We start from the raw sequence: 25,778 nt of genomic DNA, 5'->3' as shown, positions 1-25,778 counted from the left end.
CATGCCCACCGACACGGCCACCGGGACCGCCGCCGGAGTGCGCGACCACTCCCCCGGACGGCCGATCGAGATCCTCCCGGTGCCGGGCCTGCCCGAGTTCCGGCCCGGCGACGACCTCGCCGCCGCAGTGGCCACCGCCGCACCCTGGCTCGCCGACGGGGACGTCCTCGTCGTCACCAGCAAGGTCTTCTCCAAGGTCGAGGGCCGCATCGTCGACGCCCCCACCGATCCCGAGGCCCGCGACACGCTCCGGCGCCGCCTCGTCGACCAGGAGGCCGTACGCGTGCTCGCCCGCAAGGGCCGCACCCTCATCACCGAGAACCGGCTCGGGATCGTGCAGGCAGCCTCCGGGATCGACGGCTCCAACGTCGCCGCGTCCGAGCTCGCCCTGCTGCCCGAGGACCCGGACGCGAGCGCCGCGGCGCTGCGGGAGCGCCTGGGGACCCTGCTCGGCGTGACGGTCGCGGTGGTCGTCACCGACACGATGGGCCGGGCCTGGCGCGTCGGCCAGACCGACGCCGCGATCGGTGCGGCCGGGATCCCGGTCCTGCACGAATATGCCGGATCCCGGGACGCGCAGGGCAACGAGCTGTTCGTCACCTCCGTCGCCGTCGCCGACGAGATCGCCGCCGCGGGCGACCTCGTCAAGGGCAAGCTGGGCGGGGTACCGGTCGCGGTGGTCCGCGGTCTCGACCTGCCCGACAACGGTTCCACCGCACAGGAACTGATCCGCGGCGGGGAGGACGACCTGTTCTGGCTCGGCACCGCCGAGGCACTCGAGCAGGGCCGCCGTGAGGCGCTGCTGTTGCGCCGGTCGGTGCGCGAATTCTCCTCGGAACCGGTCGATCCCGAGGATCTGCGGGACGCGGTCGCCGAGGCGCTCACCGCTCCGGCGCCGCACCACACCCACCCGGTGCGGTTCGTCTGGGTCCGCACCGAGCAGGTCCGCCGGCGGCTGCTCGACCGCATGCGCGAACGCTGGGCCGCCGACCTCGCCGGCGACGGGCTCGACCCGGCGGCGATCGACCGCCGGGTCGGCCGCGGCGCCATCCTCTACGGCGCCCCCGAAATGGTGATCCCGTTCTGGGTTCCCGACGGCGCACACAGCTACCCCGACGCCCGCCGCACCGCTGCCGAGGCCACGATGTTCACCGTCGCCGCCGGCGCTGCCGTGCAGGGGTTGCTGGTCTCGCTCGCCGTGCGCGGGCTCGGCAGCTGCTGGATCGGGTCGACGATCTTCGCCCCGGACGTCGTGCGGCGTGAACTCGGCCTGCCCGGGGACTGGTCGCCGCTCGGCGCGATCGCGGTCGGGCACCCCCTCGAGCCGGCGACGCCGCGCGTCGCCCCCGCGGCCGGCGACCTGCTGCTGGAGCTTTGAGGTGACCGCGTCCACGCTGCACGCCTCGGCCGTCGACCGGCTGCAGAACTGGCGGACCGACTCGGTGGACGCGGAGTCGCTGCGGCACACCATGCTCGCGTTCCTCGACGCCGCGCCCGAGGGGTGCCTCCGCAGGCACGTGCCCGGGCACGTCACGGCGTCGTCGCTCGTGCTCGACGCCGACCGCCGGCACGTGCTGCTCACCCTGCATCCCCGGGTGGGGCGGTGGATCCAGCTCGGCGGGCACTGCGAGGAATCCGACGAGACGGTCGTCGGGGCAGCGCTGCGGGAGGCGACCGAGGAGTCCGGCATCGAGAACCTGGTCATCGATCCGGAACTGCTCTCGGCGCACACCCATCCGATCACCTGCTCGCTGGGCCGCCCGACCCGGCACCTGGACCTGCGGTTCCTCGTCGTCGCGCCGCCCGGGGCCGTGCCCGTCCGCAGCGCGGAATCGACCGACCTGCGCTGGTGGCCGGTCGACGCGCTGCCGCCGGAGGCCGAGCACGACACCCTCGGGCACCTGCTCGGCCTCGCCGCCGCACGCACCGGGGCGGGCCCCGCCGTACGCACCGGGGCGGGCCCCGCCGTGCGCACCGGGGCGGGCCGTTAGACCGGCTGCAGCGTGGGGCGTTTCGGTTCGATGCCGTCGCCCGAGGAGGTGCCGCGCAGGCGCCGCCCGACCCAGGGAATCAGGAATTCGCGTGCCCACCGGCGGTCCTCGGCCCGCTTCGCCGCCGAGACCACCGGCGCGGCATCGAATTCGGCCGGGGTGAGCGTGTGCGACACACCGAGGAGATCGAGCACGCGGATCGCCATGTTCCGGTGCCCGGCCGGCGACATGTGGATCCGGTCGAAATCCCACATCCGCAGGTCGCGGTACTCGTCGAACCGCCAGAAGTCGACGATCGCCGCACCGTGGCGGTCGGCGATCGCCCGGACCAGCTCGTTGTAGACGGCCCAGCGGCCGCGCAGCACCCCGAACACCGGCGCCCAGCTGCCGTCGTAGGCCGTCCACACGAGCACTCGCGCACCCGTGGCGGCAAGCTTGCCGATCGCGTCGTCGTACTCGGCCGCCAACGCGTCGAGGTCAAGCTTCGGGCGCATGAGGTTGTTGCCACCGGCGTAGATCGTCACCAGGTCGGGTCGCATCGCGATCGCCGCGTCGAGCTGCTCGTCGAGGATCGGGCGCAGCAGCCGTCCGCGCACGGCGAGGTTCGCATACCCGAACCCGGGGTTGTCGCGGGCGAGCTCCTCGGCGACGAGGTCCGCCCAGCCACGCAACCCGTTGGGCCGGGCCGGATCCGGGTCCCCGACGCCTTCGGTGAACGAATCACCCAGCGCCACATACCGTTCGAACTTCATTCGTGGACCCCCCGTGCTCACACGTCGGTGCTGAAACGGATCCCCCCGTCGGGGATCTGCACACCGGGCCAGACCCGGGCGCCGCGCAGCAGCTCGCAGCGCGCCCCGATGTCGGCGCCGTCGCCGATCACCCCGTCGCGGATCAGGGCGCGGGGACCGACCCGGACCCCGAATCCGATGATGGACCGCTCGATCACCGCACCGGCCTCCACCCTCGCGCCGTCGAAGATCACCGCGCCGTCCAGGCGTGCGCCGGCGCCGATCTCGGCGCCGCGGCCGACGACGGTGCCGCCGATCAGCAGGGCACCGGGCGCGACGGAGGCACCGGGATGGACGAGGGATTCGCCGCGCTGCCCACCGAGCGCGGGCGACGGTGCGATGCCGCGCACCAGGTCTGCCGAGCCGCGCACGAAGTCCTCCGGCGTGCCCATGTCCCGCCAGTAGGCGGCGTCGACGTGCCCGTACACGCGCTTGCCCTCCGCCAGCAGGGACGGAAAGACCTCACGTTCCACGGAGACCGGACGACCCTCGGGGATCGACTCGATGATCTCGCGCTTGAAGACGTAACAGCCGGCGTTGATCTGGTCCGTCGGCGGATCCTGCGTCTTCTCCAGGAACGCGGTGACCCGGCCCTCCTCGTCGGTGGGCACGCACCCGAACGCGCGGGGGTCGCCCACGCGCACCAGGTGCAGCGTCACGTCGGCGTCGGTGCGCAGGTGCGTGTCGAGCACCGCACCGAGATCCGTGCCGCCGAGGACGTCACCGTTGAAGACCATGACGTTGTCGGCGCGCAGCCTGGGCAGCACGTTGCGGATGCCGCCGCCGGTGCCCAGCGGCTCCGCCTCGGTGACGTACTCGATCTCGAGACCCAGTTCCGAGCCGTCACCGAAGTAGTCCTCGAACACCTCCGCCTTGAAGGATGTTCCGAGCACCACGTGCTTGATGCCGGCCGCACGGATGCGCGTGAGCAGGTGCGTCAGGAACGGCACGCCGGCGGTGGGCAGCATCGGCTTCGGCGCGGACAGGGTCAGCGGCCGCAGCCGGGTCCCCTGCCCGCCCACCAGGATCACCGCATCGGTGTGCGGCGCAGCATCGTTCGTCATCGTGTCCCCTGTTCCGTGGTGTTGCCCGCCTCGGCCGCCCGCGCCCGTTCGCGCGCCGCCGCGGCCACCGACATCCTCGACCGGGCGGCGAGCCCGGCCCGCAGCGCCCACCGCAGCGGCGCCTGCCACGGATGCGGGTGCCGGTCCGCCTGGAACCGGTACGCGCTGTCGTGGTGGGCCGGCAGCATGAGTTCGGGATGCCGTCCTGCGGCGTGCCCCTTCGCGTGGGTGACCTCTGCCGAGGGCACGTACACGTTGAGCCAGCCCGCCCGGCCGAACCGGTCGCCGAGATCGACGTCCTCCATGTACATGAAGTAGCGCGAGTCGAAGCCGTCGACCGCGTCGAACGCCGCCCGCCGCACCAGCAGGCACGACCCGGACAGCCAGCCCACCGGGCGTTCGGACACGGTCTCGTTCTCCTGCCGGTACCGCTGCGTCCACGGGTTCTTCGGCCACACCGTGCCGAGCAGCGCGTGCCCGGCGCCGGAGACCAGCCCGGGCACCGAGCGCGCCGACGGATAGACGGTGCCGTCGGGTTCGTAGATCAGCGGGCCGAGGGACGCCGCGCGCGGCCAGCGACGCGCCGCCTCGAGCAGCCGGTCCAGCGACCCGGGTCCCCAGCGCACATCGGGATTGGCGACGACGACGAACTCCTCCGCCGGATCGACCTCCGCGACGGCCCGGTTGACGGCCCCGCCGTAGCCGATGTTGCCGCCGGTGTGCAGCAGCCGCACGTTCGGGTGCCGGGCCGCGGCGTCTTCGGGGGCGCCGTCGGTGGACCCGTTGTCCGCCAGGATCACCTGGGTGGGCAGGTTCGTCGCGCCGGTCAGCGAGGTCAGGAAGTGCTCCAGATGCTCACCGGGCGAGTAGGTCACCGTCACCACGGTCAGCTTCGAACTCACGCCGTCACCTTAGCCGCCGGGCGCGGTCCCGCCGAATCACGCCCTGGCCCGCAGGGCGCCGATCGCGGCGTGCAGCGCAGGCCGCCACGGCCGGAGCGGCGTCAGCCCGGCCGCCGCCCACGCGCTGCCGTCGAGGACGGAGTACGCCGGGCGGGGCGCGGGCCGCACGAACTCGTCGCTGCCGCAGGGCTGCACGCGGCCCGGGTCGGCGCCCGCCTCGGCGAACACCGCACGGGCGAGGTCGAACCAGCTGGCCTGCCCGGAGTTCGTCGCGTGCAGGACCCCGCCGGGCACCGCACCGGCGCGGGTGGCGAGTTCGAGGAGGCCGTCGGCGAGATCGGCGGCGTAGGTGGGGCAGCCGACCTGATCGTCGACGACGCGCACGGTGTCGCGTTCGCGTTCGAGCCGCAGCATCGTCGCGACGAAGTCGTTGCCCTCGCCGGTGTAGAGCCACGCCGTGCGCACCACGTGGGCGGTCGGCAACCGGTCGAGCACCGCGCGCTCCCCCGCGAGCTTGGTCCGGCCGTAGACGGTCCGGGGCCCGGTCGGATCGCCGACCCGGTACGGGCGGTCCCCGTCGCCGGCGAACACGTAGTCGGTGGACACGTGGATCAGGTGCGCTCCGGCGGCGGCGCACGCGGCGGCCAGATGGGCCGGTCCCCACTCGTTGACCGCGGTGGCGTCCTCCACATGGGTCTCGGCCGCGTCGACGGCGGTGTAGGCGGCGCAGTTGAGCACGACGGCGCCCGGTTCGACGAGCGCGGCGACGGCATCCGGATCGGTGATGTCCGCCTCCTCCGCGCCGACGCCCCGGATCGGGAGGCCGGCCGCGGCGCCGCGGGTGAGCAGGTGACGGCCCAGCTGTCCGCGGGCCCCGGTGACGAGAACGGTCTGCACGGGCACGAGTCTGGCACGCCGGGGCGGCTGTCACCCGGTAGCCGTCGCGGCTGTCACCCGGTAGCCGTCGCGGCTGTCACCCGGTACGAGCCGGGCACGCCGCGGCGGGTGCCACAAGGGCCGCGGTCTCGGCAGTAGCCTGGGTGCGACCGCCGACGCCCGACGAGAGGACCGCCAGGTGCCGCCAGAGCCGCCCACACGCCGAGTGCCGGCGCGCGACGCGGGGGGAGGATCGGGGGTCTTCCGCGGCCGCCCGCTGCGGATCGCCGTCAGCGTCGCCGCGGCGCTCACCCTGGTCGTCACCGGCGTCGCATGGCGCGGCATCGATTCGCTGCGCTCGTCGCTCGCCACGGTGGGCGGGCTCACCCTGGGCGACGGCCGGGACGGCGCCCTCGACATCCTCCTGGTGGGCACCGACAGCCGCACCGACGCGCACGGCAATCCGCTGTCCCAGCGCGAACTCGACGCGCTGCGGGCCGGCGAGGAAGTGGCCAACAACACCGACACGATCATCCTGGTCCGGGTGCCGCTCGACGGCACCTCGGCCACCGCCATCTCCATCCCACGCGACACCTACGTCGAGGTGCCCGACATCGGGATGTCGAAGATCAACGCCGCGTTCGGCGCCACCAAGGAGACCGAGCGGCTGCGGCTCGTCGAGGCCGGCGAGTCCGATGCGGCCGCCGAGAAGGCGGCCACGCAGGCGGGCCGGGAGGCACTGATCGAGTCGGTCGCCGACCTGACCGGCGTCACCGTCGACCACTACGCCGAGGTCGGCCTGCTCGGGTTCGTGCTGCTCACCGATGCCGTCGGCGGCGTCGACGTGTGCCTGAACAACCCCGTCGACGAGCCGCTGTCCGGGGCGAACTTCCCCGCCGGCGAGCAGACCCTCGACGGCGCGGACGCCCTGAGCTTCGTCCGGCAGCGCCACGACCTGCCGCGCGGCGACCTGGACCGAATCGTGCGCCAGCAGGTGTTCATGGCCTCACTCGTACAGAAGGTGCTCAGCGCGAAGACGCTGAGCAACCCGTCCAAGCTGAACCAGCTCAGCGCGGCCGTGCAGAGGTCGGTGGTCCTGGACTCCGACTGGGACATCCTCGACCTGGCGACCCGGATGCAGGACCTCGCCGGCGGCGCCGTGCAGTTCTCCACGATCCCCGTCCAGGACCTCAACGCGATGACCGACTACGGCGAATCCGTGGTGCAGGTGGATCCGGAGGAGGTGCGCCGCTTCGTCGCCGACCTCGTCGATCCCGGCTCCGGCGACGACGGGTCGCAGCCGACGACGAGCGCGGCACCGGAGGTCGATGCCGGCACGATCACGGTGGACGTCGCCAACGCCGGTGGTGTCGGCGGCCTGGCCTCCCGCGTCGCGGCCGTGCTGGTCGACGACGGCTTCGTCGAGGGCGGCGTCGGGAACCACACCGGCCGCGCGGTGGACGAGTCGACGGTCTTCGCCGCCGACCCCGAGTCCGACCAGGCGCGTGCCGTCGCGGAGGCGCTCGGCGGCCTGGCCACCGCCGCCGACCCGTCGCTCGACGCCGACACGGTGCGGGTGGTGCTCACCGCGGACTACGCGGGGCCGGGCACGGATGCGAACGTCACCTCCGTGGCCTCCGGATCGGATCTCGTGAGCGCCGGGGCCACCCCGACGTCCGTCCCGGCCGCCCCGCCGATCGACGCCGGCTCCGCCGGCCCCCGCTGCGTGAACTGAGGAACGAGGAAGCTGTGACCACCCTGACCGACACCCTGCTCGATCCGATCCTGGCCGCCGACCCGGCCGGCCCCCGCATCACGTGGTACGACGACGCGTCCGGCGCCCGGATCGAGCTGTCCGCGGTCACCCTGGCGAACTGGGCCGCCAAGACGGCGAACATGGTGCGCGACGAGTTCGGTCTGCTGCCCGGCGGCCGGGTGGCCGTCCTGCTCCCGGCTCACTGGCAGAGTGCCGCGGTCCTGCTCGGCGCATGGTGGGCCGGCGCCGAGGTGGTGCTCGAACCCGACGACGCGGACCTCGCGCTGGTCAGCGCGGACCGTCTCGACGATGTCGCGGACGTCGCCGAGGTCGCCGTCCTCTCGCTCGACGCGTTCGGCCGGCCCGTGCCGGACCTGCCGGTGGGGGTCACCGACTACGCGACGCACGTGCGGGTGCACGGTGACCAGTTCCGCTCCGCCGGGGACGGCGGACCGGTGCTCGACGGACGGACGGCCGGCGAAGTGATCGCGGCGGCCCGGGACGCGGCCGCGGCCGCCGGCATCACCGGCGCGGACCGGGTGCTGTCGAGCCGCGACTGGGGCACCCCGCAGGCGCTGATCGACGGCCTGCTCGCCGTCCTCGCCGTCGGCGCGTCGCTGGTGCAGGTGAGCAACCCGGATCCCGCCGCCACCGACCGACGGGTCGAGAGCGAGAAGGTCACCGCCCGGCTGAACGGCTGACGCGCGGCAGGCTCAGGCGACGTAGCCGCCGTCGGCGAGGCCGGCCTCGATCTCGAATCGGTTGCGGGCACCCGGGTGGCGTAGCTCCTCCCACACGTAGCGGACGGCGAATCCGGCCCCGTACCGCGCCCACTGATCGGCGTGGACCGCCTCGTGCCGCAGGATCCGGCGCGACGGTGGCCGGCCGGTGAGGAACACCCCGCCGATCGTCGTGCCCGAGCGGGCGTAGCCGCCGCGCATCCCGGTGCACACGTAGAGTCCGAACTCGTCGTCGAAGCCGACGCGGCCGCCCCACACCCGGGCCCACAGCAGGGCCAGGGCCGTCACCGCCCGGGCCTGCGCGTCGCCCCGCGACGCGCGCGACCGTTGCAGGTCGGCACGCGCGTCGCGGGGGCTCACGGGCCCGAGCCTATCCGGCCGACAGTGCCTCCACCGGCGACACCGCCGCCGCGCGCCGCGCCGGAAGCAGCGCCGCGACCACACCGGCCACGCCGCCGGCGACGACGATCCCCAGCAGCTGCAGCCACGGCACCGACGGCAGGACGAGCTTGTCCACGCCGAACACCGACGCGGTCCCGGCGACACCGAGGATCAGTCCGAGCGCGACGCCGAGGCCCGAGGCCACCCCTGCCACGAGCAGCGCCTCCTGCACGAGCAGCGACCGGATGCCGCCGCGGCCGAGCCCGACGGCCCGCAGCAGTCCCGTTTCCCGGCGCCGCTCGAGCACCGACAGGGCCATGGTGTTGCCGACGCCGATCAGGGCGATGAGCACGGCGACCGACAGGAGGCCGCCCACCACGAGCAGCATCGTGTCGAGCACCTGCTCGATGGTGCGGCGCATCGCGACGGCGCCGCCGACCTCGCTGCCCGGGGCGGCCTCGGCCGCGGCGCTCGTGACGGCGCGCTGCGCGGCGGCGATCGCCGCGTCGTCGTCGATGTCGGCCAGCCGCAGCCACACCGCCTCGGTGCGCGTCGCCCCGGTCAGCGCGGGCAGGTCGGCGTCGTCGACGAGGGCCGGGGCGCCCTCGGTGCCGTCGACCACGGTGAGGGTCCGACGCCCCCGCTCTCCGGCGACGTCGAGCCGGGAACCCGCGGACACGCCGCGTCCGGCACGCTCGTCGGGCGACAGGGCGATCTCCCCCGGTCCCGGCAGCGTGATGTCGGTGCGCAGGGTGCGGCCGACGTCGACCCGATCCACGCCGAGCACGCGCAGGTCCACTCCGCCGACGGCGAGGGTGACCGCCTGCAGGTCCGCGGTCTCCGCGACCCCGTCGATCGTGTGCAGGCGTTCGCCGAGGCCCGCCGGAAGGCCCTCGTCGCCGGCGGCCGTGACGGTCACGTCGACGGGGAACTGGCCGTCGATGGCCGCGGGCGCGCTCGCCTTCACCGTGGCCACGCCCACGACGATCGTCGCGGTGAGGGTGACGCCGAGGATCAGCGCGGTTGCCGTGGCGGCGGTGCGGCGCGGATTGCGGCCCGCGTTGCCGGCGGCGAGCTCGCCCACGGGCCCGCCGATCCGCGCCAGGGCACGCCCCGCACCCTGCACGACCGCCGGGACGATGCGCCGGGTCGCGGCGAGGAATCCGACGAATGCGAGCAGCCCGCCCGCACACGCGACGAGGACGTTGACTCCCAGGACGCCCGCGGTCAGCAGCACGGCCCCGGCGACGAGGCCGACCGTCGCGACGATGCGGCGCAACCAGGACGACCGTGCCGGCTCCGGCGTGCTCTCCATCGGATGGAGCGCGGCCAGCGGCGCGACGCGGGTGGCGGCCCGTCCGGGGCCGGTGGCGGCCAGGACCGTCACGACGATGCCGACGAGCAGGCCGACGACGACGGTGAGGGGCCCGACCGCGAGCGACCCGATGGGCAGCGGTGCGTCCCACGCCCGGGCCGCCGCGACCACCGCCGCGGCGAGCCCGATTCCGGCGAGGACGCCCGCAACCGAGGCCACGGCGCCGACGAGCAGCGCCTCGAGCAGGACACTGCGCCGTACCTGTGCGGCGGTGACCCCGACGCAGCGCATGAGGGCCAGTTCCCGGGTGCGGGCGGCGAGCACGACCGCGAAGGTGTTGGCGATCACGAGCGCGGACACCACGACGGCGATCGCCCCGAACGCGAGCAGCACGTTGCGCAGCAGGTCGGCGTCGCCGAAGTAGCGCGCGGCCACTGCGGCGGACCGTTCGGCGCCGGTCCGGACGGTCCATCCGGGCAGCGCCTCGGACACCCGGTCGACGAGGTCGGCGGCGGTGACGGTGCCGTCCCCCGCCAGGCGCAGTTCCCACCCCGGTGCGCCGCCGGCCCATCGGTCGACCTGCGCTCCGGTCCCGAACACCGCCGCGTCCGCGGCCTGCGGGGTTCCGGCCAGATCGACCTGCCCGACCACCGTCACGGTCGCGGGCTCGCCGCCCTCGGCATCCGTCACGGTCAGGACCGTGCCGAGCGGCACACCGGTGGTCGAACCGACCGCGATCTCGGAATCGGCGGCGGGCCATCGGCCGTCGGCCAGCCGCTGCCAGCGCAGGGCCTCGTCGCCCCCGACGGAGGTGACGTCGGCGTACGAGGGCACACCCTCGGGACCGGTGTAGCGCACCGGCGCGGTCAGGTCCACCGCGACGGCGCTCACGCCGGGCACCGCGGCCACCCGGGCCGCGAGCTCCTGCGGCCGCTCGACGGGCGCCGGCGGCGACTCGGGCGCGGTGACGACGGCGTCGGTGCCGCGGTACTGGGCCGCGAGCGAATCGGTCACCCCGGCGCGCACCGTGTCTCCGAGGACGAGAGTCGTCACGACGTAGGCGACCGCGACGAGGACGGCGAGGACCGAGGAGAGGTACCGGCCGGCGTGTGCCCGGGCCTGGGCGAGCGCCAGCCGTCGCATCAGCGCACCTCCTGGAGCGCGGCGGTGCCGAGGCGGCGCATCGTGTCGAGGACGGTGTCGGGCGTGGGCGCGGCGATCTCGCCGGCGGGCCGGCCGTCCGCGAGCAGCACGACGCGGTCGGCGTAGGACGCGGCCACCGGGTCGTGGGTGACCATGACGACGGTCTGACCGGTCTCGCGCACGCTCGCCCGCAGCAGGCCGAGCACCTCCGCCCCGGAGCGGGAGTCGAGGTTCCCGGTCGGTTCGTCGGCGAAGACCACATCGGGCTGGGGCAGCAGGGCCCGCGCGACGGCGACCCGCTGCTGCTGGCCGCCGGACAGTTCGTGCGGCAGGTGCCGCAGCCGCCCGTCGAGGCCGAGGCGGGTGACGACGTGGTCGCGCCATTCGTCGCTCGGTCGCCGCCCGGCCAGCCGCATCGGCAGCAGCATGTTCTCCTCGGCCGTGAGCACGGGCAGCAGGTTGAACGCCTGGAAGACGAATCCGATGCGGTCGCGCCGTAGTTCGGTCAGCCGCCGGTCCCCTGCCCCGCTGATCTCGTCGTCCCCCAGGAAGATCCGCCCCGAGGTCGCGGTGTCCAACCCGGCGAGACAGTGCATGAGGGTGGACTTCCCGGATCCCGACGGCCCCATGATCGCCGTGAAGGCTCCCTTCTCGAAGGCCACGCTCACCCCGTCGAGCGCACGCACCTCGGCGTCGCCCCGGCCGTACACCTTCACCAGCTCTTCCGCACGCACGGCGGCGGTTCCCACATCGTTGTCGTCCATGCCGACGACGCTAGGAACCGCGCCGCACCGGCACATCGGAGCGCGGGCGGATCTTCCGGCCGCCGCGGGTCCTACCGTGGTATGACCGGCCGCGACCACGACGGGCGGACGGCCGGAGCCGCGCAGCCGTGCGCCCGCAGGTTCACGGTCCGTCCGCCGCGCCGAGCAGATCCTCCGGCCGGACCAGTCCCGCACGGAACGCGAACAGCACCGCCTGCACGCGGTCCCGCGACGCTGTCTTCGAAAGCACCCTCCCCACATGCGTTTTCACGGTGGCTTCCGACAGCACGAAGCGTTCGGCGAGTTCGGCGTTGGTGAGGCCGTGCGCCATCGCGACGAGCACCTCGAGCTCACGCGGGGTCAACTCCGGCGGAACCCGCACGGCCGGACGACGATCGGGCGCGCCGTCGCCCCCGAGCAGCGGACCGACGTGCCGCAGCAGACGGCGGGTGGCGCGGGGCGCGATCACCGCGTCGCCGCGGTGCACCGTGCGGACCGCGGCGAGCAGATCCTCCGGCGGCGCGTCCTTGAGCAGGAACCCGCTCGCGCCCGCGCCGAGCGCGGAGACGACGTACTCCTCGGTGTCGAAGGTGGTGAGCATCACCACCTTCGGCGCGTGCGGGCGGGTGAGCAGCCGGCGGGTGGTCTCGATCCCGTCCAGGCCGGGCATCTGCACGTCCATCAGCACCACGTCCGTCTCGGCCCGTGCGAGCGCGTCGAGGGCGGCGTGCCCGTCCGCCGCCTCGGCGACCACCGTCAGGTCCGGTTGCGAGTCGAGCACCATCCGGAAGCCGGCCCGCACGAGGTGCTGATCGTCGACGAGACCGACCCGGACGGGTCTCGGCTCCGGGCCCGAGTCCGGCACGGTCTCTCTCCTCTCAGTGGTACGGAAGCAGCGCATGGACACGGTAGCCGCCGCCCGGCGCCGGACCGGCGGACACGGCGCCGCCGTGCAGCCGGGCGCGTTCCGCCATGCCGATCAGTCCCTGCCCGCCCGGGCGGGGCTCGACGAGGGCCGCCGCGCCGCGACCGTTGTCGACGATCTCCACCTCCACGCGTTCGGGCAGCCATGCGAGGCGGACACGGGCGTGGGCGCGGGGGCCGGCGTGCCGCAGCACGTTGGTCAGCGCCTCCTGCACGATGCGGTACACGGTCAGGCCCGTGCCCGCGGGCAGGTCGCGCCGCGGACCGGTGACCGTGAACTCGACGTCGAGCCCGCCGCCCCGCAGATCGGCGATCAGCTCGTCGAGGTCGTCCGGCCCGGGTGCGACGCGGAACTCGCGGGGTCCGTCCTCGCGCAGCACCGCCAGCAGCGAGCGCATGTCGCTCAACGCGCGCCGGCCGGTGTCGGCGATGGCCGTCAGCGCGGACACGGCCTCCTCGGGGTGCTGCGGGGCGGCGTACCGGCCACCGTCGGCCTGGGCGATCACGACGGTCAGCGAATGCGCGACGATGTCGTGCATCTCCCGGGCTATGCGGGTGCGCTCGCCGAGCGCGGCGAGCTCGGTCTCCTTCTCCCGTTCGAGTTCGAGAAGGCGGTTGCGCTCGCTGAGGTTCGCCATCTCCTCCAGGCGCAGATTCCGGATACGCCCGAACGCCCATGCCCCGGCGAGGAATACGACCACGAACACCGCGGACACGGCCATGCCGAGGGCGGAGCGGTCTTCGATGTTCCCGAGGTAGCGGATGCCCGCGAGGGCACCGCCGGCGACCGCCGCGGCGAGGCCGAGGGTGCTCGCCCACCGCGGGCCGTAGGCGGCGAGGGCGTAGACCGCCGCCGGGACGGCCACCGGGGCGACGGGGCTGACCGTCGGCACGGTCGCCAGGTGCACGAACGCGGCGGCGGCGACCACGGCCGTGGCCGGCACCACCCGGGTGCGCCGCCACGCCAGCGGCACGCTCAGGACGAGCACGAGGACCGCGTCCCACCAGCCGGGCTCGGAGGTGGCGACGACGAGCAACCCGAAGGCGGTCAGCAGAGCGGCCAGGACCGCGTCGATGGTGCCGGTGTGGGTGCCGCTCCACCGGTACCACCGCTCGAGGCGAGTGGGGGCGGGCACGGCGCGGCCGTCAGCCCAGCAGCTTCCGCCGCAACGCGTCGTCCTTCTCGAGCACCATCTGCTCGAGGCCCGCCTGGAACTGCTCCATCCGGCCCCGCAGCGCGGGGTCGGCCGCGCCGAGGATACGGGCGGCGAGCAGGCCGGCGTTGCGGGCGCCGCCGATGGAGACGGTCGCGACAGGCACCCCGGCAGGCATCTGCACGATCGACAGCAGCGAGTCCATGCCGTCGAGGTACTTCAGGGGGACGGGCACGCCGATCACCGGGAGCGGGGTCGCGGAGGCGACCATGCCCGGAAGGTGGGCGGCACCACCGGCGCCGGCGATGATCACCTTGATGCCGCGTCCGGCGGCGTCGCGGGCGTAGTCGAGCATGCGCTGCGGGGTGCGGTGGGCCGAGACGACCCCCACCTCGAAGCGGATGCCGAACTCGACGAGCGCCTCGGCGGCGGCCTCCATCGTCGGCCAGTCCGAGTCGCTGCCCATGATCAGGCCGACCTGTGCTCCGTCAGTCACCGTGAGAATCCCATCCGTCGGTCCACACTCCGTGCGAGAGCCAGTGCGCCGCGCGTTCCGCGCGTTCGCGCACCGCCGCCACGTACTGCGGGTCGTCGATCGACCCGGACGCGTCCCCGAGCACGTTGACGTGCCCGATCTTGCGGTCCTTGCGCTCGCCCTTGCCGTAGAGGTGCACACGCACGTCGGGCATCCGGGCGAACAGGTGGTGCAGCCGCTCGTCCATGCTCATCGCGGGCGCCTCGGGGGCGCCGAGGACGTTCGCCATCACCGTCACCGGGGCGATCGGTGACGTGTCGCCGAGCGGGTAGTCCAGCACCGCGCGCAGGTGCTGCTCGAACTGCCCGGTGCGGGCGCCGTCCATGCCCCAGTGCCCGGAGTTGTGCGGCCGCATCGCGAGCTCGTTGACGATCAGCTCGCCGGTCTCGGTCTCGAACAGTTCGACCGCCATGACTCCGACCACACCGAGCTCGGCGGCGATGCGCAGGGCCAGCTGCTCGGCGCCGGCCTCGATGTCGGCCCGCAGGTTCGGGGCGGGCGCGATGACGACGGCGCACTGCCCGTTCAACTGCACGGTCTCGACCACGGGCCAGCTCGCGCCCTGCCCGAACGGCGAGCGCGCGACCATCGCGGACAGCTCCCGCCGCCACGAGACCTTCTCCTCGGCGATGAGCGGCACCCCGGCCGCGAGCTGCTCGGCGACGATCCGCTGCGCCTCGTCCACGTCGTCGGTGATCCACACACCGCGACCGTCGTAGCCGCCGCGCGCCGACTTGATCACGACGGGCCACCCGTGCTCGTCGCCGAACGCGGTGAGGTCGTCGACCGAGGTGAGCTCGGTGAACGGCGGCACCGGGGCACCGAGCTCCGCGAGGCGCCGGCGCATCGCGAGCTTGTCCTGCGCGTAGATCAGGGCCTGCGGCGGCGGCTGCACGCTGACGCCCTCACGCTGGAGCACCTCGAGATGCTCGGTGGGCACGTGCTCGTGGTCGAAGGTCAAGGCGTGGACGCCGGTCGCGGCACTGCGCAACGCGTCGAGATCGGTGTGGCTGCCGAGCACCACGTCGGGACTGACCCGCGCGGCCGGATCGTCCGGGCTCGCGGCCAGCACCCGCAGGGTCTGGCCGAGCGCGATCGCGGCCTGGTGGGTCATCCGGGCGAGCTGGCCGCCGCCGACCATCGCGACGACCGGCATACCGGTGGGCAGCGTGCGGGGAGGGTGCGAAGGGGCGTCACCGGCCGCGGAGGCGGGAGTCGCGGCGGCCGAGTCCGGGGGTGTAGCGGTCACGGCTCACCATGGTGTCACAGCGGGCGGCGGGCGCGGCGCCGCGCTCCCGCGCGACACCCCGTCGTTCCTGTGGTAAAGCTGATAAACCGCCCGCGGGTTCGTGTGTTCGGATCCCGGTTTCGTAGACTCGTCCGGGTGTCTTTCGTCGATGCTGCCGTGAACCGAGTCCCCGAGCCTCTGCGGGGCCTGTTGCTGCGGCACCACGAGTTGATCAAGTTCGCAATCGTCGGCGGCACCACCTTCGTCGTCGACTCGGTCATCTTCTACACCCTCAAGCTCACGGTGCTCGAGGAGAAGCCGGTGACCGCCAAGGTCATCGCCGGGGTGATCGCCGTGATCTGCTCGTACGTCCTCAACCGGGAGTGGTCGTTCAAGAACCGGGGCGGCCGGGAGCGGCACCACGAGGCGCTGCTGTTCTTCGCCGTCAGCGGCATCGGCGTGGTCCTCAGCTTCATCCCGTTGTGGATCTCGAGCTACGTGTTCGACCTGCGGGTGCCGAACGTCAGCCTCACCATGGAGAACATCGCCGACTTCGTCAGCGCCTATCTCATCGGCAATCTGCTGCAGATGATCTTCCGGTTCTGGTGCTTCCGCCGTTTCGTGTTCCCGGAGGAGATGAACCCCGGCGAAGACGACGTTCCCGAGCACGAGGAACTCGCCGAGGAAGGCCTGGGACACTCCTGAGTCCGGTCCCCGCCGCCGCGGGTCAGCCGAATCCGGTCCCCGCCGCCGCGGGTCAGCCGAATCCGGTCCCCGCCGCCGCGGGTCAGCCGAATCCGGTCCCCGCCGCCGCGGGTCAGCCGAATCCGGTCCCCGCCGCCGCGGGTCAGCCGAATCCGGTCCCCGCCGCCGCGGGTCAGCGTGGTTCCCGGATCCCCGCGGGGGCGGACTCGTCGCGGGTCGAGCCGAGGAACAGGGCGAACAGGGCGGGCCGCCGGCGTTGCAGTTCCAGGCGCCCGCCGTCGGCCTCGGTCAGGGCACGGGCGAGCGCGAGTCCCACCCCGGTCGAGCCGGTACCCGAGAAGCCGCGGTCGAAGATGTGCGGGGCCAGCTCGTCGCTGACGCCGTCACCCTCGTCGGTCACCTCCACGCACACGGTCGATCCGCCGCCGTGGGTCGACACCCGCCGCACGGACACCGTGCACGTTCCACCGCCGTGCATGAGGGCGTTGTCGACCAGCACCGCGACGGCCTCGCGCAGCCGGGATCCGGTCACGCGGCTGCGCAGCGACGGATCCCCGCTCAGCAGCAGTTCCCGGCCCGCCTCCTTGTAGGGCCCGCGCCAGTCCGCGATCACCCCCGCCAGCTCCCCCACGACGGACACCTCGGTGCGCAGCTCGGAGCCGCTGTTACGGGACGCGCGGACCAGCTCGTCGATGGCGGTGGTGAGCCGGTCCACCTGGCGCATCGCCTCCTCCGCCTCCTCGACGACGGCCGGGTCGGCGTGGGTGGACAGCTCGTCGAGGCGCAGCCGCACCGCGGTCAGCCGGGACCGCAGCTGGTGCGAGACGTCGCCGACGAGGGCGTGCTCCCGCTGCAGGCGCCCGGCGATCTCCACGGTCGCGGCGTCGAGGACGTCCGAGACGCGGTCGAGTTCCGGGATGCCGTGCCGGCGTGGATCGGGCCGGAAGTCGCCCTCGGCCAGCCGGCGGGCCCGCGCCGCGACGTCGCGCAGAGGGTCGGCCAGCCGCCGCGCGGTGACGACGGCGACGACGGCGCCGACGGCCATGGACAGCAGCACCAGCAGCGTCACCCCGACCAGGACCTGCCGCTGCAGCAGGCGCATGTCCTCGGACGGCGCCTCGAGCCGCAGGGATCCCGACGTTCCCATCGACAGGGACTCGACCAGGGGGTTCGGGACTGCGGCGGCGCCGATGTCGAGGCGGGCCGCGGCGTCCTCGGGGGTCGGGTAGACGACGAGGAGGCGGCCGCCGTCGGGAACGACGAGCCGCAGCGAACTGGTGTCGAGGCCGCCGACGACCAGGCCGTCGGCGCCCTCCTGGGCGATGATCTCCGCGGACATGCGGTCGAGCCGGTCCTGCAGGTCCCTGCGAGCGGTGTCCTCGACGAACAGCCAGGCGGTGTAGGCGAGCGGGACTCCGAGCAGCAGGGCCACGAGCAACGAGCCCGCGAGGACCGCGAACAGGATTCGGCGGCGCACTCCGGTCCCGTCAGTCGGTGTTCAGGCGGAAGCCGACGCCGCGGACGGTGGCGATGCGCCGCTCCCCGGCCGGGCCCTCGTCACCGATCTTGCGGCGCAGCCAGGACATGTGCATGTCGAGAGTCTTGGACCCGCGCAGGTCGGCGTCGCCCCACACCTCCTGCAGGATCACGTCCCGCGAGACCACCTGGCCGGCGTGCTCGAGCAGCACCCGCAACAGTTCGTACTCCTTGTTGGCGAGGGTGACCTCGGAGCCGTCGACGAGCACGCGCCGGGCCGCCCGCTCGAGCCGGATCCCCGCGACCTCGACGATGTCCTCGGGCTCGCCGCCGCCACGGCGGCGCAGCAGCGCCCGGACCCGGGCCATGAGTTCGGCGAGCCGGAAGGGCTTGCCGACGTAGTCGTCGGCGCCGGCATCGAGGCCGACGACGAAGTCGACCTCGTCGGTACGGGCGGTGAGCATCAGGACGGCGAGGTCGGAGCGGTGGGCCCGGATCTGCCGGCACACCTCGAGGCCGTCGATGCCGGGCAGCCCGAGGTCGAGGATGAGCAGTTCGTAGTCACCGGACAGGGCCCGTTCGAGCGCGGCGGGACCGGTCTGTTCGACGGTGACGTCGTATCCCTCCCGGCCCAGCGCCCGGGACAGGGGCGCGGCGATGGCTTCGTCGTCTTCGGCGAGCAGGACTGCGGTCACGGATCCAGCGTACGGATCGGCACCGGCCGTCCGGCGCGTTACCAGGCTTTGCGACTCGGCCCGTCGGGTCGGGGTTCCCGGTCCCGCGCCGGGTCGGCGTGGAACGCCTGCTGGTACAGCAGGGCATGCACGCGCTGCACGTCGGGGATGTCGTCGAACTCGAGCGGATCGTCGGCCGCGGAGACGATGACGAGGGTGCCGGTGCGCAGGATCCGGTCCAGCAGGCCGTGCCGGAACTGCACGTTGCTGATGCGGCCCATCGGGATGTCGATGCCGGAGTGGGTGAGCACGCCCTGCCGGACGAGCACCCGCCGGTCGGTGACGATGAAGTGGGTCGACAGCCAGCTCACGAGCGGCGCCAGGCACTGCCAAGCGACGATCGCCGCCCACAGCACCGCGAGCACGATCGTCAGCGTGCTCGCGGTGGAGCCGTCGAGCCGGGCCTGGCTCAGGCCGAGCAGGAATCCCGCGAGCGCGGTGGCGACCAGGAAGATCGCCGCCGGCACGATGAGCATCTTCCAGTGCGGGTGCCGGTGCAGCAGCAGCCGTTCCTCGGGGGCGAGGGCGTCCTCCGGGTATCCCATGCCGGACACGATGGCACAGCCGCGGCGCCGGGCGCCCGTGCCGGGTCAGGGCACCGGGCGCAGGTGGGTGATGTCCCCGGCCGACACCGCGATCGGCTCGCCACCGTCGTCCGGGGTGATGACGATGCGGCCCTGCTCGTCGATGTCGACCGCGACGCCGTGCAGTTCCGTGTCGCCCGGCAGGACCGCCCGCACCCGGCGGCCGAGCGTGCCGCACCGGTCGCGGTAGGCAGCGGCCAGCCCGGCGACGTCCCAGCCCGCGACGTACCACTGCTCCCACCGGCGGCCGAGTTCGCGCAGCAGGGCCTCGGCGAGTGCGGTGCGATCGAGTTCGGTCGCCCCGGCGAGCGCGAGCGACGTCGCGGTGGGAACCGGCAGCTCGTCCTCGGTGAGCGAGACGTTGAGGCCGATGCCCACCACCACGGCGGGCTCGGGGTGGGTGCCGGCGACCTCGGCGAGGATGCCGGCCACCTTGCGGCCCTCGACGAGCACGTCGTTGGGCCACTTCAGTTCGGCGTCCACTCCGGTGACCGAGCGGATCGCGTCGACGGTGGCGATGCCGGCCAGCAGCGGCAGCCAGCCCAGGTCGGCGAGGTCGATGCCGGGCATGCGCAGCAGCACCGAGACGATCACCTGGGCGCGGGGAACACCGGTCCATCCACGCGAGTGCCGGCCCCGGCCGCCGTGCTGGAACTCGGCGAGCAGGACGCGGCGGTCGGCTCCGGGTTCGCGGGCGGCCGCGAGCAGGTCGGCGTTGGTCGAGGCGGTCTCGGTGACGACGTCGAGGCGCCGGTAGAACGCGTCGGGGTCGGCGCCACGCACGAGCGCGGCGCGCAGCCGGGCGGCATCCAGCTCGCGCCGCACGGGCGCGGGGTCGACGGGCGGGCGCTGCGGTTCGGGTTCGGTGGGCATCCGCACAGCCTAGGATGGGCAGCGAAACGTACTCGCCGGTAGCTTCAGTTCAATGATTCAACACAAGCGGGGCCTCGGTGCGCGATCGCTGACTGACGCTCGCTAAGCTCATGGGCCATGACCACTGTCCAGGAGCCGTCCGCGCCCGAGGCGGCGAGTACGCCCGATATCCACACGACTGCCGGCAAGCTGGCGGACCTGCGCAATCGCCAGGCTCAGGCTCAGGCCCCGAGCGGTGAGGCCGCCGTCGAGAAGGTGCACGCGAAGGGCAAGCTGACCGCCCGCGAGCGCATCGAAGCGCTGCTCGACGAGGGCTCGTTCGTCGAGCTCGACCAGCTCGCCCGGCACCGCAGCACCAACTTCGGCCTGGCCGAGAACCGCCCGGTCGGCGACGGCGTCGTGACCGGCTACGGCACCATCGACGGCCGCGACGTGTGCGTGTTCTCGCAGGACGCGACCGTCTTCGGCGGCAGCCTCGGCGAGGTCTACGGCGAGAAGATCGTCAAGGTCATGGACCTGGCGCTCAAGACCGGCCGCCCGCTGATCGGCATCAACGAGGGGGCGGGCGCGCGCATCCAGGAGGGTGTCGTCTCGCTCGGCCTCTACGGCGAGATCTTCCACCGCAACGTGCAGGCCTCCGGGGTGATCCCGCAGATCTCGCTGATCATGGGCCCGGCCGCCGGTGGACACGTCTACTCCCCCGCCCTGACCGACTTCGTGGTGATGGTCGACCAGACCAGCCAGATGTTCGTCACCGGTCCCGACGTCATCAAGACCGTCACCGGTGAGGACGTCACCATGGAGGATCTCGGCGGCGCGCACACCCACATGGTCAAGTCCGGTGTCGCGCACTACGTCGCCGACGGCGAGCAGGACGCCCTGGACTACGTCAAGGACCTGCTGTCCTACCTGCCGAGCAACAACCAGGCCGCCGCGCCGCGCACCGAGCCGACCGACCCGATCCTCGGGTCGATCGAGGAGTCGCTGACCGAGGAGGACATCGAGCTCGACACGCTGATTCCCGACTCGGCGAACCAGCCGTACGACATGCACGAGGTGATCCGTCGCCTGCTCGACGACGACGAGTTCCTCGAGGTCCAGGCCGAGCGCGCCCAGAACATCATCGTCGGCTTCGGCCGCGTCGACGGCCGGTCCGTCGGCATCGTCGCCAACCAGCCGACCCAGTTCGCCGGCTGCCTGGACATCGACGCGTCGGAGAAGGCCGCGCGCTTCGTGCGCACCTGTGACGCGTTCAACGTCCCGATCGTCACGCTCGTCGACGTGCCGGGCTTCCTGCCGGGCACCGAGCAGGAGTACAACGGCATCATCCGCCGCGGCGCCAAGCTGCTGTACGCGTACGGCGAGGCCACTGTCGGCAAGATCACCGTCATCACCCGCAAGGCCTACGGCGGCGCGTACGACGTGATGGGCTCGAAGCACATGGGCGCGGACGTCAACCTGGCCTGGCCGACCGCGCAGATCGCCGTCATGGGCGCCTCCGGTGCCGTCGGCTTCGTCTACCGCAAGCGCCTGCTCGAGGCGGCCAAGAACGGCGAGGACGTCGACGCGCTGCGCCTCGAGCTGCAGAACGAGTACGAGGACACCCTGGTGAACCCGTACGTCGCCGCCGAGCGGGGCTACGTCGACGCGGTCATCCCGCCGTCGCACACCCGCGGGCAGATCGTGGCGGCCCTGCGGCTGCTCGAGCGCAAGATGGTCACGCTTCCGCCGAAGAAGCACGGGAACATCCCCCTCTGACGGCCGCACGGCCGAGACCATCCCGGCCGGCTCGGTCCTTCCGAGCCGGCCGGGCCACGACCCCACGAGAGGGACGACATGACTTCGAACGCGCAGCGATCCCGCTCCCGCGTCCTGCCCACCGGCTCCGGTAGCCTCCCGGGAGGTGTGTTGTGACTGCGGTAGCTGAGGAGAAGACCATCATCGACACCGAGGTGACCGAGGTCGCGGCGGCCGAGGAGGCCCCGGCGGCGGCGCCGGCGGCCGAGACCGCCGCTCCCGAGGCGGCCGCGGCGATCCGGATCGTCAAGGGCCGGCCCTCGGACGTCGAGATCGCCGCGCTGGTGGCGGTGCTCGCCGCGGCCTCCGGGTCCGCCGCCCCGGCAGGGGACGACCGCCCGCGCGAGACGTGGGGCGACCCCACCCGGATGCACCGCCGGACGGCGCCGTTCTCGCCGTACTCGTACCCGAACCTGGGCTGATCATGGCGAGGCTGGTGCTCGCGTCGGCGTCCCCGGCCCGGTTGTCCGTGCTGCGGTCGGCCGGCGTCGCGCCCATCGTGCGGGTGTCCGCGGTGGACGAGGATGCGCTCGCCGCCGCACTCGGTCCCGGGGCACCGCCCGCGGTGGTGGTCACCGAATTGGCCCGCGCGAAGGCGGCGGACGTGGTGCCCGGCCTGGTCCGGGACAGCCTCGGCGACGACACCCTCGTCGTGGGCTGCGACTCGATGCTGCTCGTCGACGGGCAGTTGCAGGGCAAACCGGGGACGGTCGAGGTAGCGCGCGAGCGCTGGCGGGCGATGGCGGGACGCAGCGCCGACCTGCTCACCGGGCACAGCGTCCTGCGCCTGCGCGACGGCGAGGTCGTCGCCCAGGCCGCCGACCACAGCAGCACCACCGTCCACTTCGGCCGCCCCACCGCGGACGACCTCGAGGCGTACCTGGCCAGCGGCGAGCCGCTGCAGGTGGCGGGGGCGTTCACGCTCGACAGCCTCGGCGGCTGGTTCGTGGAGCGCATCGAGGGCGATCCCTCCTCGGTGATCGGGATCGGCCTGCCGCTGGTGCGTCGGCTCCTGGCCGACGTGGGGGTGTCGGTGGCGCGGCTGTGGGCCGCGAACACGGCCGAAAGCCCTTCAGTTTAGGCTTGCCTTGCCTTACCATCGGGGCATGAGCGATTCCCGTGCCCTGCCCATGTCCGAGCGCGACTCCGCACACCTGCCCGGCCACTGGCTGCTCGCCCGGCTCGGCAAGCGCGTGCTGCGCCCCGGAGGCGCGGGGATGACCACCCGCCTGCTCGTCGATGCGGACATCGAGGGCAGCGACGTCGTCGAACTCGCGCCCGGCCTCGGCCGCACCGCGCGGGAGATCCTGGACCTGGCGCCGCTGTCGTACACCGGCGTCGAACACGACGAGGCCGCGGCCGAGCTGACCCGCGCCGCGATCGGCGACCGCGGCCGCTGCGTCGTCGCGGACGCCGCTGCCACCGGCCTCCCCGACGCCGGCGCCGACGTCGTCGTCGGGGAGGCCATGCTCACCATGCAGACCGACGCGGCCAAGGCGCGCATCGTCGCCGAGGCCGTGCGGACGCTGCGCCCGGGCGGCCGGTACGCGATCCACGAACTCGCCCTCGTCCCCGACGAGCTCGACGATGCGGTGAAGACGGAGATCCGGCAGGGCCTGGCCCGGTCCATCAAGGTCAATGCCCGGCCGCTCACCGTCGCCGAGTGGCGAACCGTGCTCACCGAGGCGGGCCTGAGCGTCGACGTCGTGCGGCTCGCCCCGATGGCGCTGCTGCAGCCCGCCCGGTTCGTCGCCGACGAGGGCGTCCTCGGCACCCTGCGCTTCGTGCGCAACGTGCTGCGCGACGGCGACGCCCGCACGCGGGTGCTGGGCATGCGCGCGACGTTCACGACGTACCGCAGGTCGATCGCGGCCGTGGCGATCGTCGCGACGAAGCCGCGGTAGCCTGCGGTCGTGAGCCCCGCCGCCGCGCCGCAGCCCGAACCCGCGACCCCCGCCCTGTCGTATCTCGCCGACGTCCGCGACGCCGTCGAGCCCTACCCCGACCGGCCGCGCCCACAGCGCGTCCTCGTGGCCGAGGGCGCCCGCGTGGTGATCTTCGCGTTCGACGCCGGGCAGGAACTGCGCGAGCACACGGCCGCGTTCCCGGTGCTGCTGCAGGCCCTCACGGGCCACCTGCAGGTCACCGCCGACGGGCGCACCGTGGATCTCGAGCCCGGCGGGGTGGTGCACATGACCACCCGCCTGCCGCACGCGGTGCGGGCCGTCGAGCCGTCCCGGCTCATGCTGACGATGCTCGATCCAGCTGCGCGCTGAGCGCCGCCGCGATCGCGGCCGCCTTCGCCTTGGCCCGGTCCGCGTTCGCGCCGGCGAACAGCGCGTCCACGCTGTCCGTCCACAACCGCACCCAGCGGTCGAAGCGCGCCGCGCCGAGACCGTGCTGCCGGTGCAGGGCCGTGTGCACCGGAACCAGCCGGCCCCGATAACGGCCGGTGCCGAACAGGACCTGCTCCCAGAAGTCCCCGACGACCGGCAGGTGCTCGTCGAGACCCACGACGGCCAGCGTCGCGAACGCCGCCTCGAGGTCCGGATCCGTCAGCGCCCGGTCGTAGAACCGGCGCAGCAGCCGATCGATGTCGGCGCGCGTCGCGAGGTCGGTCGGGGCGGACGGGGAGCGCAGCACGTGTCCCGACGGTACCGCCTAGAATCGACGGCGCACCTCGTCGTCACCGGATTGCCGATCACCGAACTGTCACCACTGCCTCAGGAGCCACCTGTGCCCGTCGCGCCCGACGCCAACCCGTCCTTCGCCGCCTACGCCGATCCGACCCGCCTGGTGTCGACGGAGTGGCTGTCCGCCCATCTGGGTGCGCCCGAGGTGAAGGTCGTCGAATCGGACGAGGACGTGTTGCTCTACGACGTCGGCCACATCCCCGGCGCCGTGAAGATCGACTGGCATCTCGACCTCAACGACCCGGTCACCCGCGACTACATCGACGGCACGCGGTTCGCCGCCCTCATGGACCGCAAGGGCATCCGCCGCACCGACACGGTCGTCGTCTACGGCGACAAGTCCAACTGGTGGGCCGCGTACGCGATGTGGGTGTTCACCCTGTTCGGCCACGAGGACGTGCGCCTGCTCGACGGCGGCCGCGACGCCTGGATCGCCGAGAACCGCGACACCACCCTCGACATCCCGGTGAGCACCACCACCGGCTACCCGGTGATCGAGCGGGACGACGCCGCGATCCGGGCGTTCAAGGACGACGTGCTGGACCATCTCGGCAAGGGCCCGCTCGTGGACGTGCGTTCCCCGCAGGAGTACACCGGCGAGCGCACCCACATGCCGGACTACCCCGAGGAGGGCGCCCTGCGCGGCGGCCACATCCCCACGGCCGTGTCCATCCCGTGGGCCCGCGCGGCGGCGCCGGACGGCCGGTTCCGCTCGCGCCCCGAGCTCGAGGAGATCTACGCCGACATCGCGCCGGACTCCGACGTCATCGCCTACTGCCGCATCGGGGAACGGTCCAGTCACACCTGGTTCGTGCTGACGTACCTGCTCGGCTACCAGCACGTGCGCAACTACGACGGGTCGTGGACCGAGTGGGGCAACGCGGTGCGGGTGCCGATCGTCAAGGGCGAGGAGCCCGGAGAGGTGCCGGCCCGGTGACCCTGCCCGCTCCCCTCGCCGAGATCGTCGACGATTTCGCCGCCGTCGAGGGCCAGGACAAGCTGCAGTTGCTGCTCGAGTTCAGCCGGGAACTCCCGCCGATCCCGGCCGAGCTCGAGGAAGCGGCGATGGAGCCGGTCCCCGAATGTCAGTCGCCGCTGTTCCTGTCGGTCGATACGGCCGACCGGGAGCACGTGCGGCTGCACTTCAGCGCGCCCCCCGAGGCCCCGACCACCCGCGGATTCGCATCGATCCTGCATCAGGGGCTCGACGGTCTCAGCGCCGAGCAGATCCTCGAGGTGCCCGACGACTTCTACTCGGCCCTCGGGCTGGCCGACGCGGTCAGCCCCCTGCGCCTGCGGGGAATGAGCGCGATGCTGGCGCGCATCAAGCGGCATCTGCGTTCCTGAGATGC

Annotated in this window: 28 protein-coding genes; 12 read left to right on the top strand and 16 right to left on the bottom strand. The window is 73.3% G+C overall.

What is annotated here, in order from left to right:
- The first annotated feature begins 1 nt into the window (after window position 1).
- Together A4U64_RS07480 and A4U64_RS07475 are read left to right on the top strand one after the other, a co-directional pair.
- Window positions 2-1,378 (top strand): coenzyme F420-0:L-glutamate ligase, encoded by a 1,377-nt coding sequence (locus tag A4U64_RS07480; RefSeq protein WP_037201795.1) that lies wholly within the window; start codon window positions 2-4, stop codon window positions 1,376-1,378.
- Between the two features lies 1 nt (window position 1,379).
- Entirely contained in the window at window positions 1,380-1,991 is a 612-nt protein-coding gene (locus tag A4U64_RS07475; RefSeq protein WP_065922399.1) for an NUDIX hydrolase, read from the top strand.
- On the opposite strand, the gene A4U64_RS07470 is transcribed toward A4U64_RS07475, so the two are convergent.
- From A4U64_RS07470 to rfbD, 4 genes are read right to left on the bottom strand one after another with little or no spacing between them, the layout of a single operon-like run.
- Window positions 1,988-2,743: an SGNH/GDSL hydrolase family protein gene (locus tag A4U64_RS07470; RefSeq protein ID WP_065922398.1), complete on the bottom strand. Its 756-nt coding sequence runs from the start codon at window positions 2,741-2,743 to the stop codon at window positions 1,988-1,990. The genes A4U64_RS07475 and A4U64_RS07470 overlap by 4 nt on opposite strands.
- A gap of 17 nt (window positions 2,744-2,760) precedes the next feature.
- Complete coding sequence (locus A4U64_RS07465) at window positions 2,761-3,846, bottom strand: sugar phosphate nucleotidyltransferase (RefSeq protein ID WP_006942634.1); 1,086 nt, start codon at window positions 3,844-3,846, stop codon at window positions 2,761-2,763.
- Window positions 3,843-4,748 (bottom strand): glycosyltransferase family 2 protein, encoded by a 906-nt coding sequence (locus A4U64_RS07460; RefSeq protein ID WP_006942633.1) that lies wholly within the window; start codon window positions 4,746-4,748, stop codon window positions 3,843-3,845. Before A4U64_RS07460 ends, A4U64_RS07465 begins: the two co-directional genes overlap by 4 nt.
- Window positions 4,749-4,784: 36 nt before the next feature.
- A complete protein-coding gene (gene rfbD / locus A4U64_RS07455; protein ID WP_065923432.1) occupies window positions 4,785-5,645 on the bottom strand; it encodes a dTDP-4-dehydrorhamnose reductase in 861 nt (286 codons plus the stop codon).
- 178 nt (window positions 5,646-5,823) lie between these two features.
- On the opposite strand from rfbD, the gene A4U64_RS07450 reads away from it, so the two are divergent.
- Both A4U64_RS07450 and A4U64_RS07445 read left to right on the top strand, forming a co-directional pair.
- Window positions 5,824-7,359 (top strand): LCP family protein, encoded by a 1,536-nt coding sequence (locus tag A4U64_RS07450; RefSeq protein WP_084648608.1) that lies wholly within the window; start codon window positions 5,824-5,826, stop codon window positions 7,357-7,359.
- Window positions 7,360-7,373: 14 nt separating this feature from the next.
- Window positions 7,374-8,081, top strand: a complete 708-nt coding sequence (locus A4U64_RS07445; RefSeq protein WP_043801451.1) for a TIGR03089 family protein — start codon at window positions 7,374-7,376, stop codon at window positions 8,079-8,081.
- A gap of 12 nt (window positions 8,082-8,093) precedes the next feature.
- Here the strand turns inward: A4U64_RS07445 and A4U64_RS07440 are convergent, their stop codons facing one another.
- The 7 genes from A4U64_RS07440 to A4U64_RS07410 form a co-directional block, all read right to left on the bottom strand.
- On the bottom strand, window positions 8,094-8,480 hold the full coding sequence (locus tag A4U64_RS07440) for a hypothetical protein (RefSeq protein ID WP_373867499.1): 387 nt from the start codon (window positions 8,478-8,480) through the stop codon (window positions 8,094-8,096).
- Between the two features lie 10 nt (window positions 8,481-8,490).
- Entirely contained in the window at window positions 8,491-10,959 is a 2,469-nt protein-coding gene (locus A4U64_RS07435) for an FtsX-like permease family protein (protein ID WP_065922396.1), read from the bottom strand.
- Window positions 10,959-11,723: an ABC transporter ATP-binding protein gene (locus A4U64_RS07430; RefSeq protein ID WP_006939554.1), complete on the bottom strand. Its 765-nt coding sequence runs from the start codon at window positions 11,721-11,723 to the stop codon at window positions 10,959-10,961. The genes A4U64_RS07435 and A4U64_RS07430 overlap by 1 nt, the downstream gene beginning before the upstream one ends.
- A 142-nt stretch (window positions 11,724-11,865) precedes the next feature.
- Window positions 11,866-12,507, bottom strand: coding sequence for a response regulator (locus A4U64_RS07425; protein ID WP_230304575.1), 642 nt, complete (start codon window positions 12,505-12,507; stop codon window positions 11,866-11,868).
- Window positions 12,508-12,601: 94 nt separating this feature from the next.
- Window positions 12,602-13,783: a sensor histidine kinase gene (locus tag A4U64_RS07420; RefSeq protein WP_065922395.1), complete on the bottom strand. Its 1,182-nt coding sequence runs from the start codon at window positions 13,781-13,783 to the stop codon at window positions 12,602-12,604.
- A gap of 10 nt (window positions 13,784-13,793) precedes the next feature.
- A complete protein-coding gene (gene purE / locus A4U64_RS07415) occupies window positions 13,794-14,267 on the bottom strand; it encodes a 5-(carboxyamino)imidazole ribonucleotide mutase (RefSeq protein WP_044476118.1) in 474 nt (157 codons plus the stop codon).
- Between the two features lie 22 nt (window positions 14,268-14,289).
- Window positions 14,290-15,492, bottom strand: coding sequence for a 5-(carboxyamino)imidazole ribonucleotide synthase (locus tag A4U64_RS07410; RefSeq protein ID WP_202917709.1), 1,203 nt, complete (start codon window positions 15,490-15,492; stop codon window positions 14,290-14,292).
- A gap of 228 nt (window positions 15,493-15,720) precedes the next feature.
- On the opposite strand from A4U64_RS07410, the gene A4U64_RS07405 reads away from it, so the two are divergent.
- A complete protein-coding gene (locus A4U64_RS07405; RefSeq protein WP_029544643.1) occupies window positions 15,721-16,269 on the top strand; it encodes a GtrA family protein in 549 nt (182 codons plus the stop codon).
- 172 nt (window positions 16,270-16,441) lie between these two features.
- On the opposite strand, the gene A4U64_RS07400 is transcribed toward A4U64_RS07405, so the two are convergent.
- From A4U64_RS07400 to A4U64_RS07385, 4 genes are read right to left on the bottom strand one after another with little or no spacing between them, the layout of a single operon-like run.
- Window positions 16,442-17,746 (bottom strand): sensor histidine kinase, encoded by a 1,305-nt coding sequence (locus tag A4U64_RS07400; RefSeq protein ID WP_006939562.1) that lies wholly within the window; start codon window positions 17,744-17,746, stop codon window positions 16,442-16,444.
- 10 nt (window positions 17,747-17,756) lie between these two features.
- A complete protein-coding gene (locus A4U64_RS07395) occupies window positions 17,757-18,440 on the bottom strand; it encodes a response regulator transcription factor (RefSeq protein WP_006939563.1) in 684 nt (227 codons plus the stop codon).
- Window positions 18,441-18,478: 38 nt separating this feature from the next.
- Window positions 18,479-19,024 carry a PH domain-containing protein gene (locus A4U64_RS07390; protein WP_006939564.1) on the bottom strand — a complete coding sequence of 182 codons (546 nt, stop codon included), beginning with the start codon at window positions 19,022-19,024 and terminating at the stop codon, window positions 18,479-18,481.
- Window positions 19,025-19,069: 45 nt separating this feature from the next.
- Window positions 19,070-19,936, bottom strand: coding sequence for a biotin--[acetyl-CoA-carboxylase] ligase (locus tag A4U64_RS07385; protein ID WP_065922394.1), 867 nt, complete (start codon window positions 19,934-19,936; stop codon window positions 19,070-19,072).
- A 117-nt stretch (window positions 19,937-20,053) separates the two neighbouring features.
- On the opposite strand from A4U64_RS07385, the gene A4U64_RS07380 reads away from it, so the two are divergent.
- From A4U64_RS07380 to A4U64_RS07360, 5 genes are all read left to right on the top strand, one after another.
- A complete protein-coding gene (locus tag A4U64_RS07380; protein ID WP_006939566.1) occupies window positions 20,054-21,694 on the top strand; it encodes an acyl-CoA carboxylase subunit beta in 1,641 nt (546 codons plus the stop codon).
- A 152-nt stretch (window positions 21,695-21,846) separates the two neighbouring features.
- Window positions 21,847-22,155, top strand: a complete 309-nt coding sequence (locus tag A4U64_RS07375; RefSeq protein WP_065922393.1) for an acyl-CoA carboxylase subunit epsilon — start codon at window positions 21,847-21,849, stop codon at window positions 22,153-22,155.
- A gap of 2 nt (window positions 22,156-22,157) precedes the next feature.
- Window positions 22,158-22,814, top strand: coding sequence for a Maf family protein (locus A4U64_RS07370; protein ID WP_029544651.1), 657 nt, complete (start codon window positions 22,158-22,160; stop codon window positions 22,812-22,814).
- Window positions 22,815-22,839: 25 nt separating this feature from the next.
- A complete protein-coding gene (locus A4U64_RS07365; protein ID WP_065922392.1) occupies window positions 22,840-23,637 on the top strand; it encodes a class I SAM-dependent methyltransferase in 798 nt (265 codons plus the stop codon).
- A 9-nt stretch (window positions 23,638-23,646) separates the two neighbouring features.
- Window positions 23,647-24,009: a cupin domain-containing protein gene (locus A4U64_RS07360; protein ID WP_006939570.1), complete on the top strand. Its 363-nt coding sequence runs from the start codon at window positions 23,647-23,649 to the stop codon at window positions 24,007-24,009.
- On the opposite strand, the gene A4U64_RS07355 is transcribed toward A4U64_RS07360, so the two are convergent.
- A complete protein-coding gene (locus A4U64_RS07355; RefSeq protein WP_029544655.1) occupies window positions 23,975-24,376 on the bottom strand; it encodes a group III truncated hemoglobin in 402 nt (133 codons plus the stop codon). The two genes, A4U64_RS07360 and A4U64_RS07355, sit on opposite strands and share 35 nt — an antisense overlap.
- 93 nt (window positions 24,377-24,469) lie before the next feature.
- On the opposite strand from A4U64_RS07355, the gene A4U64_RS07350 reads away from it, so the two are divergent.
- Together A4U64_RS07350 and A4U64_RS07345 are read left to right on the top strand one after the other, a co-directional pair.
- Window positions 24,470-25,363: a sulfurtransferase gene (locus tag A4U64_RS07350; protein ID WP_044476114.1), complete on the top strand. Its 894-nt coding sequence runs from the start codon at window positions 24,470-24,472 to the stop codon at window positions 25,361-25,363.
- A complete protein-coding gene (locus tag A4U64_RS07345) occupies window positions 25,360-25,773 on the top strand; it encodes a SufE family protein (RefSeq protein ID WP_006939577.1) in 414 nt (137 codons plus the stop codon). Before A4U64_RS07350 ends, A4U64_RS07345 begins: the two co-directional genes overlap by 4 nt.
- The last annotated feature ends 5 nt before the right edge of the window (window positions 25,774-25,778 follow it).

It is taken from the genome of Rhodococcus sp. WB1 (genome assembly GCF_001700945.1).
Taxonomy (GTDB): domain Bacteria; phylum Actinomycetota; class Actinomycetes; order Mycobacteriales; family Mycobacteriaceae; genus Rhodococcus; species Rhodococcus aetherivorans.
The sequence above is the reverse complement of the archived record's forward strand: the minus strand, read 5'-3'. Positions and strand labels throughout refer to the sequence as shown.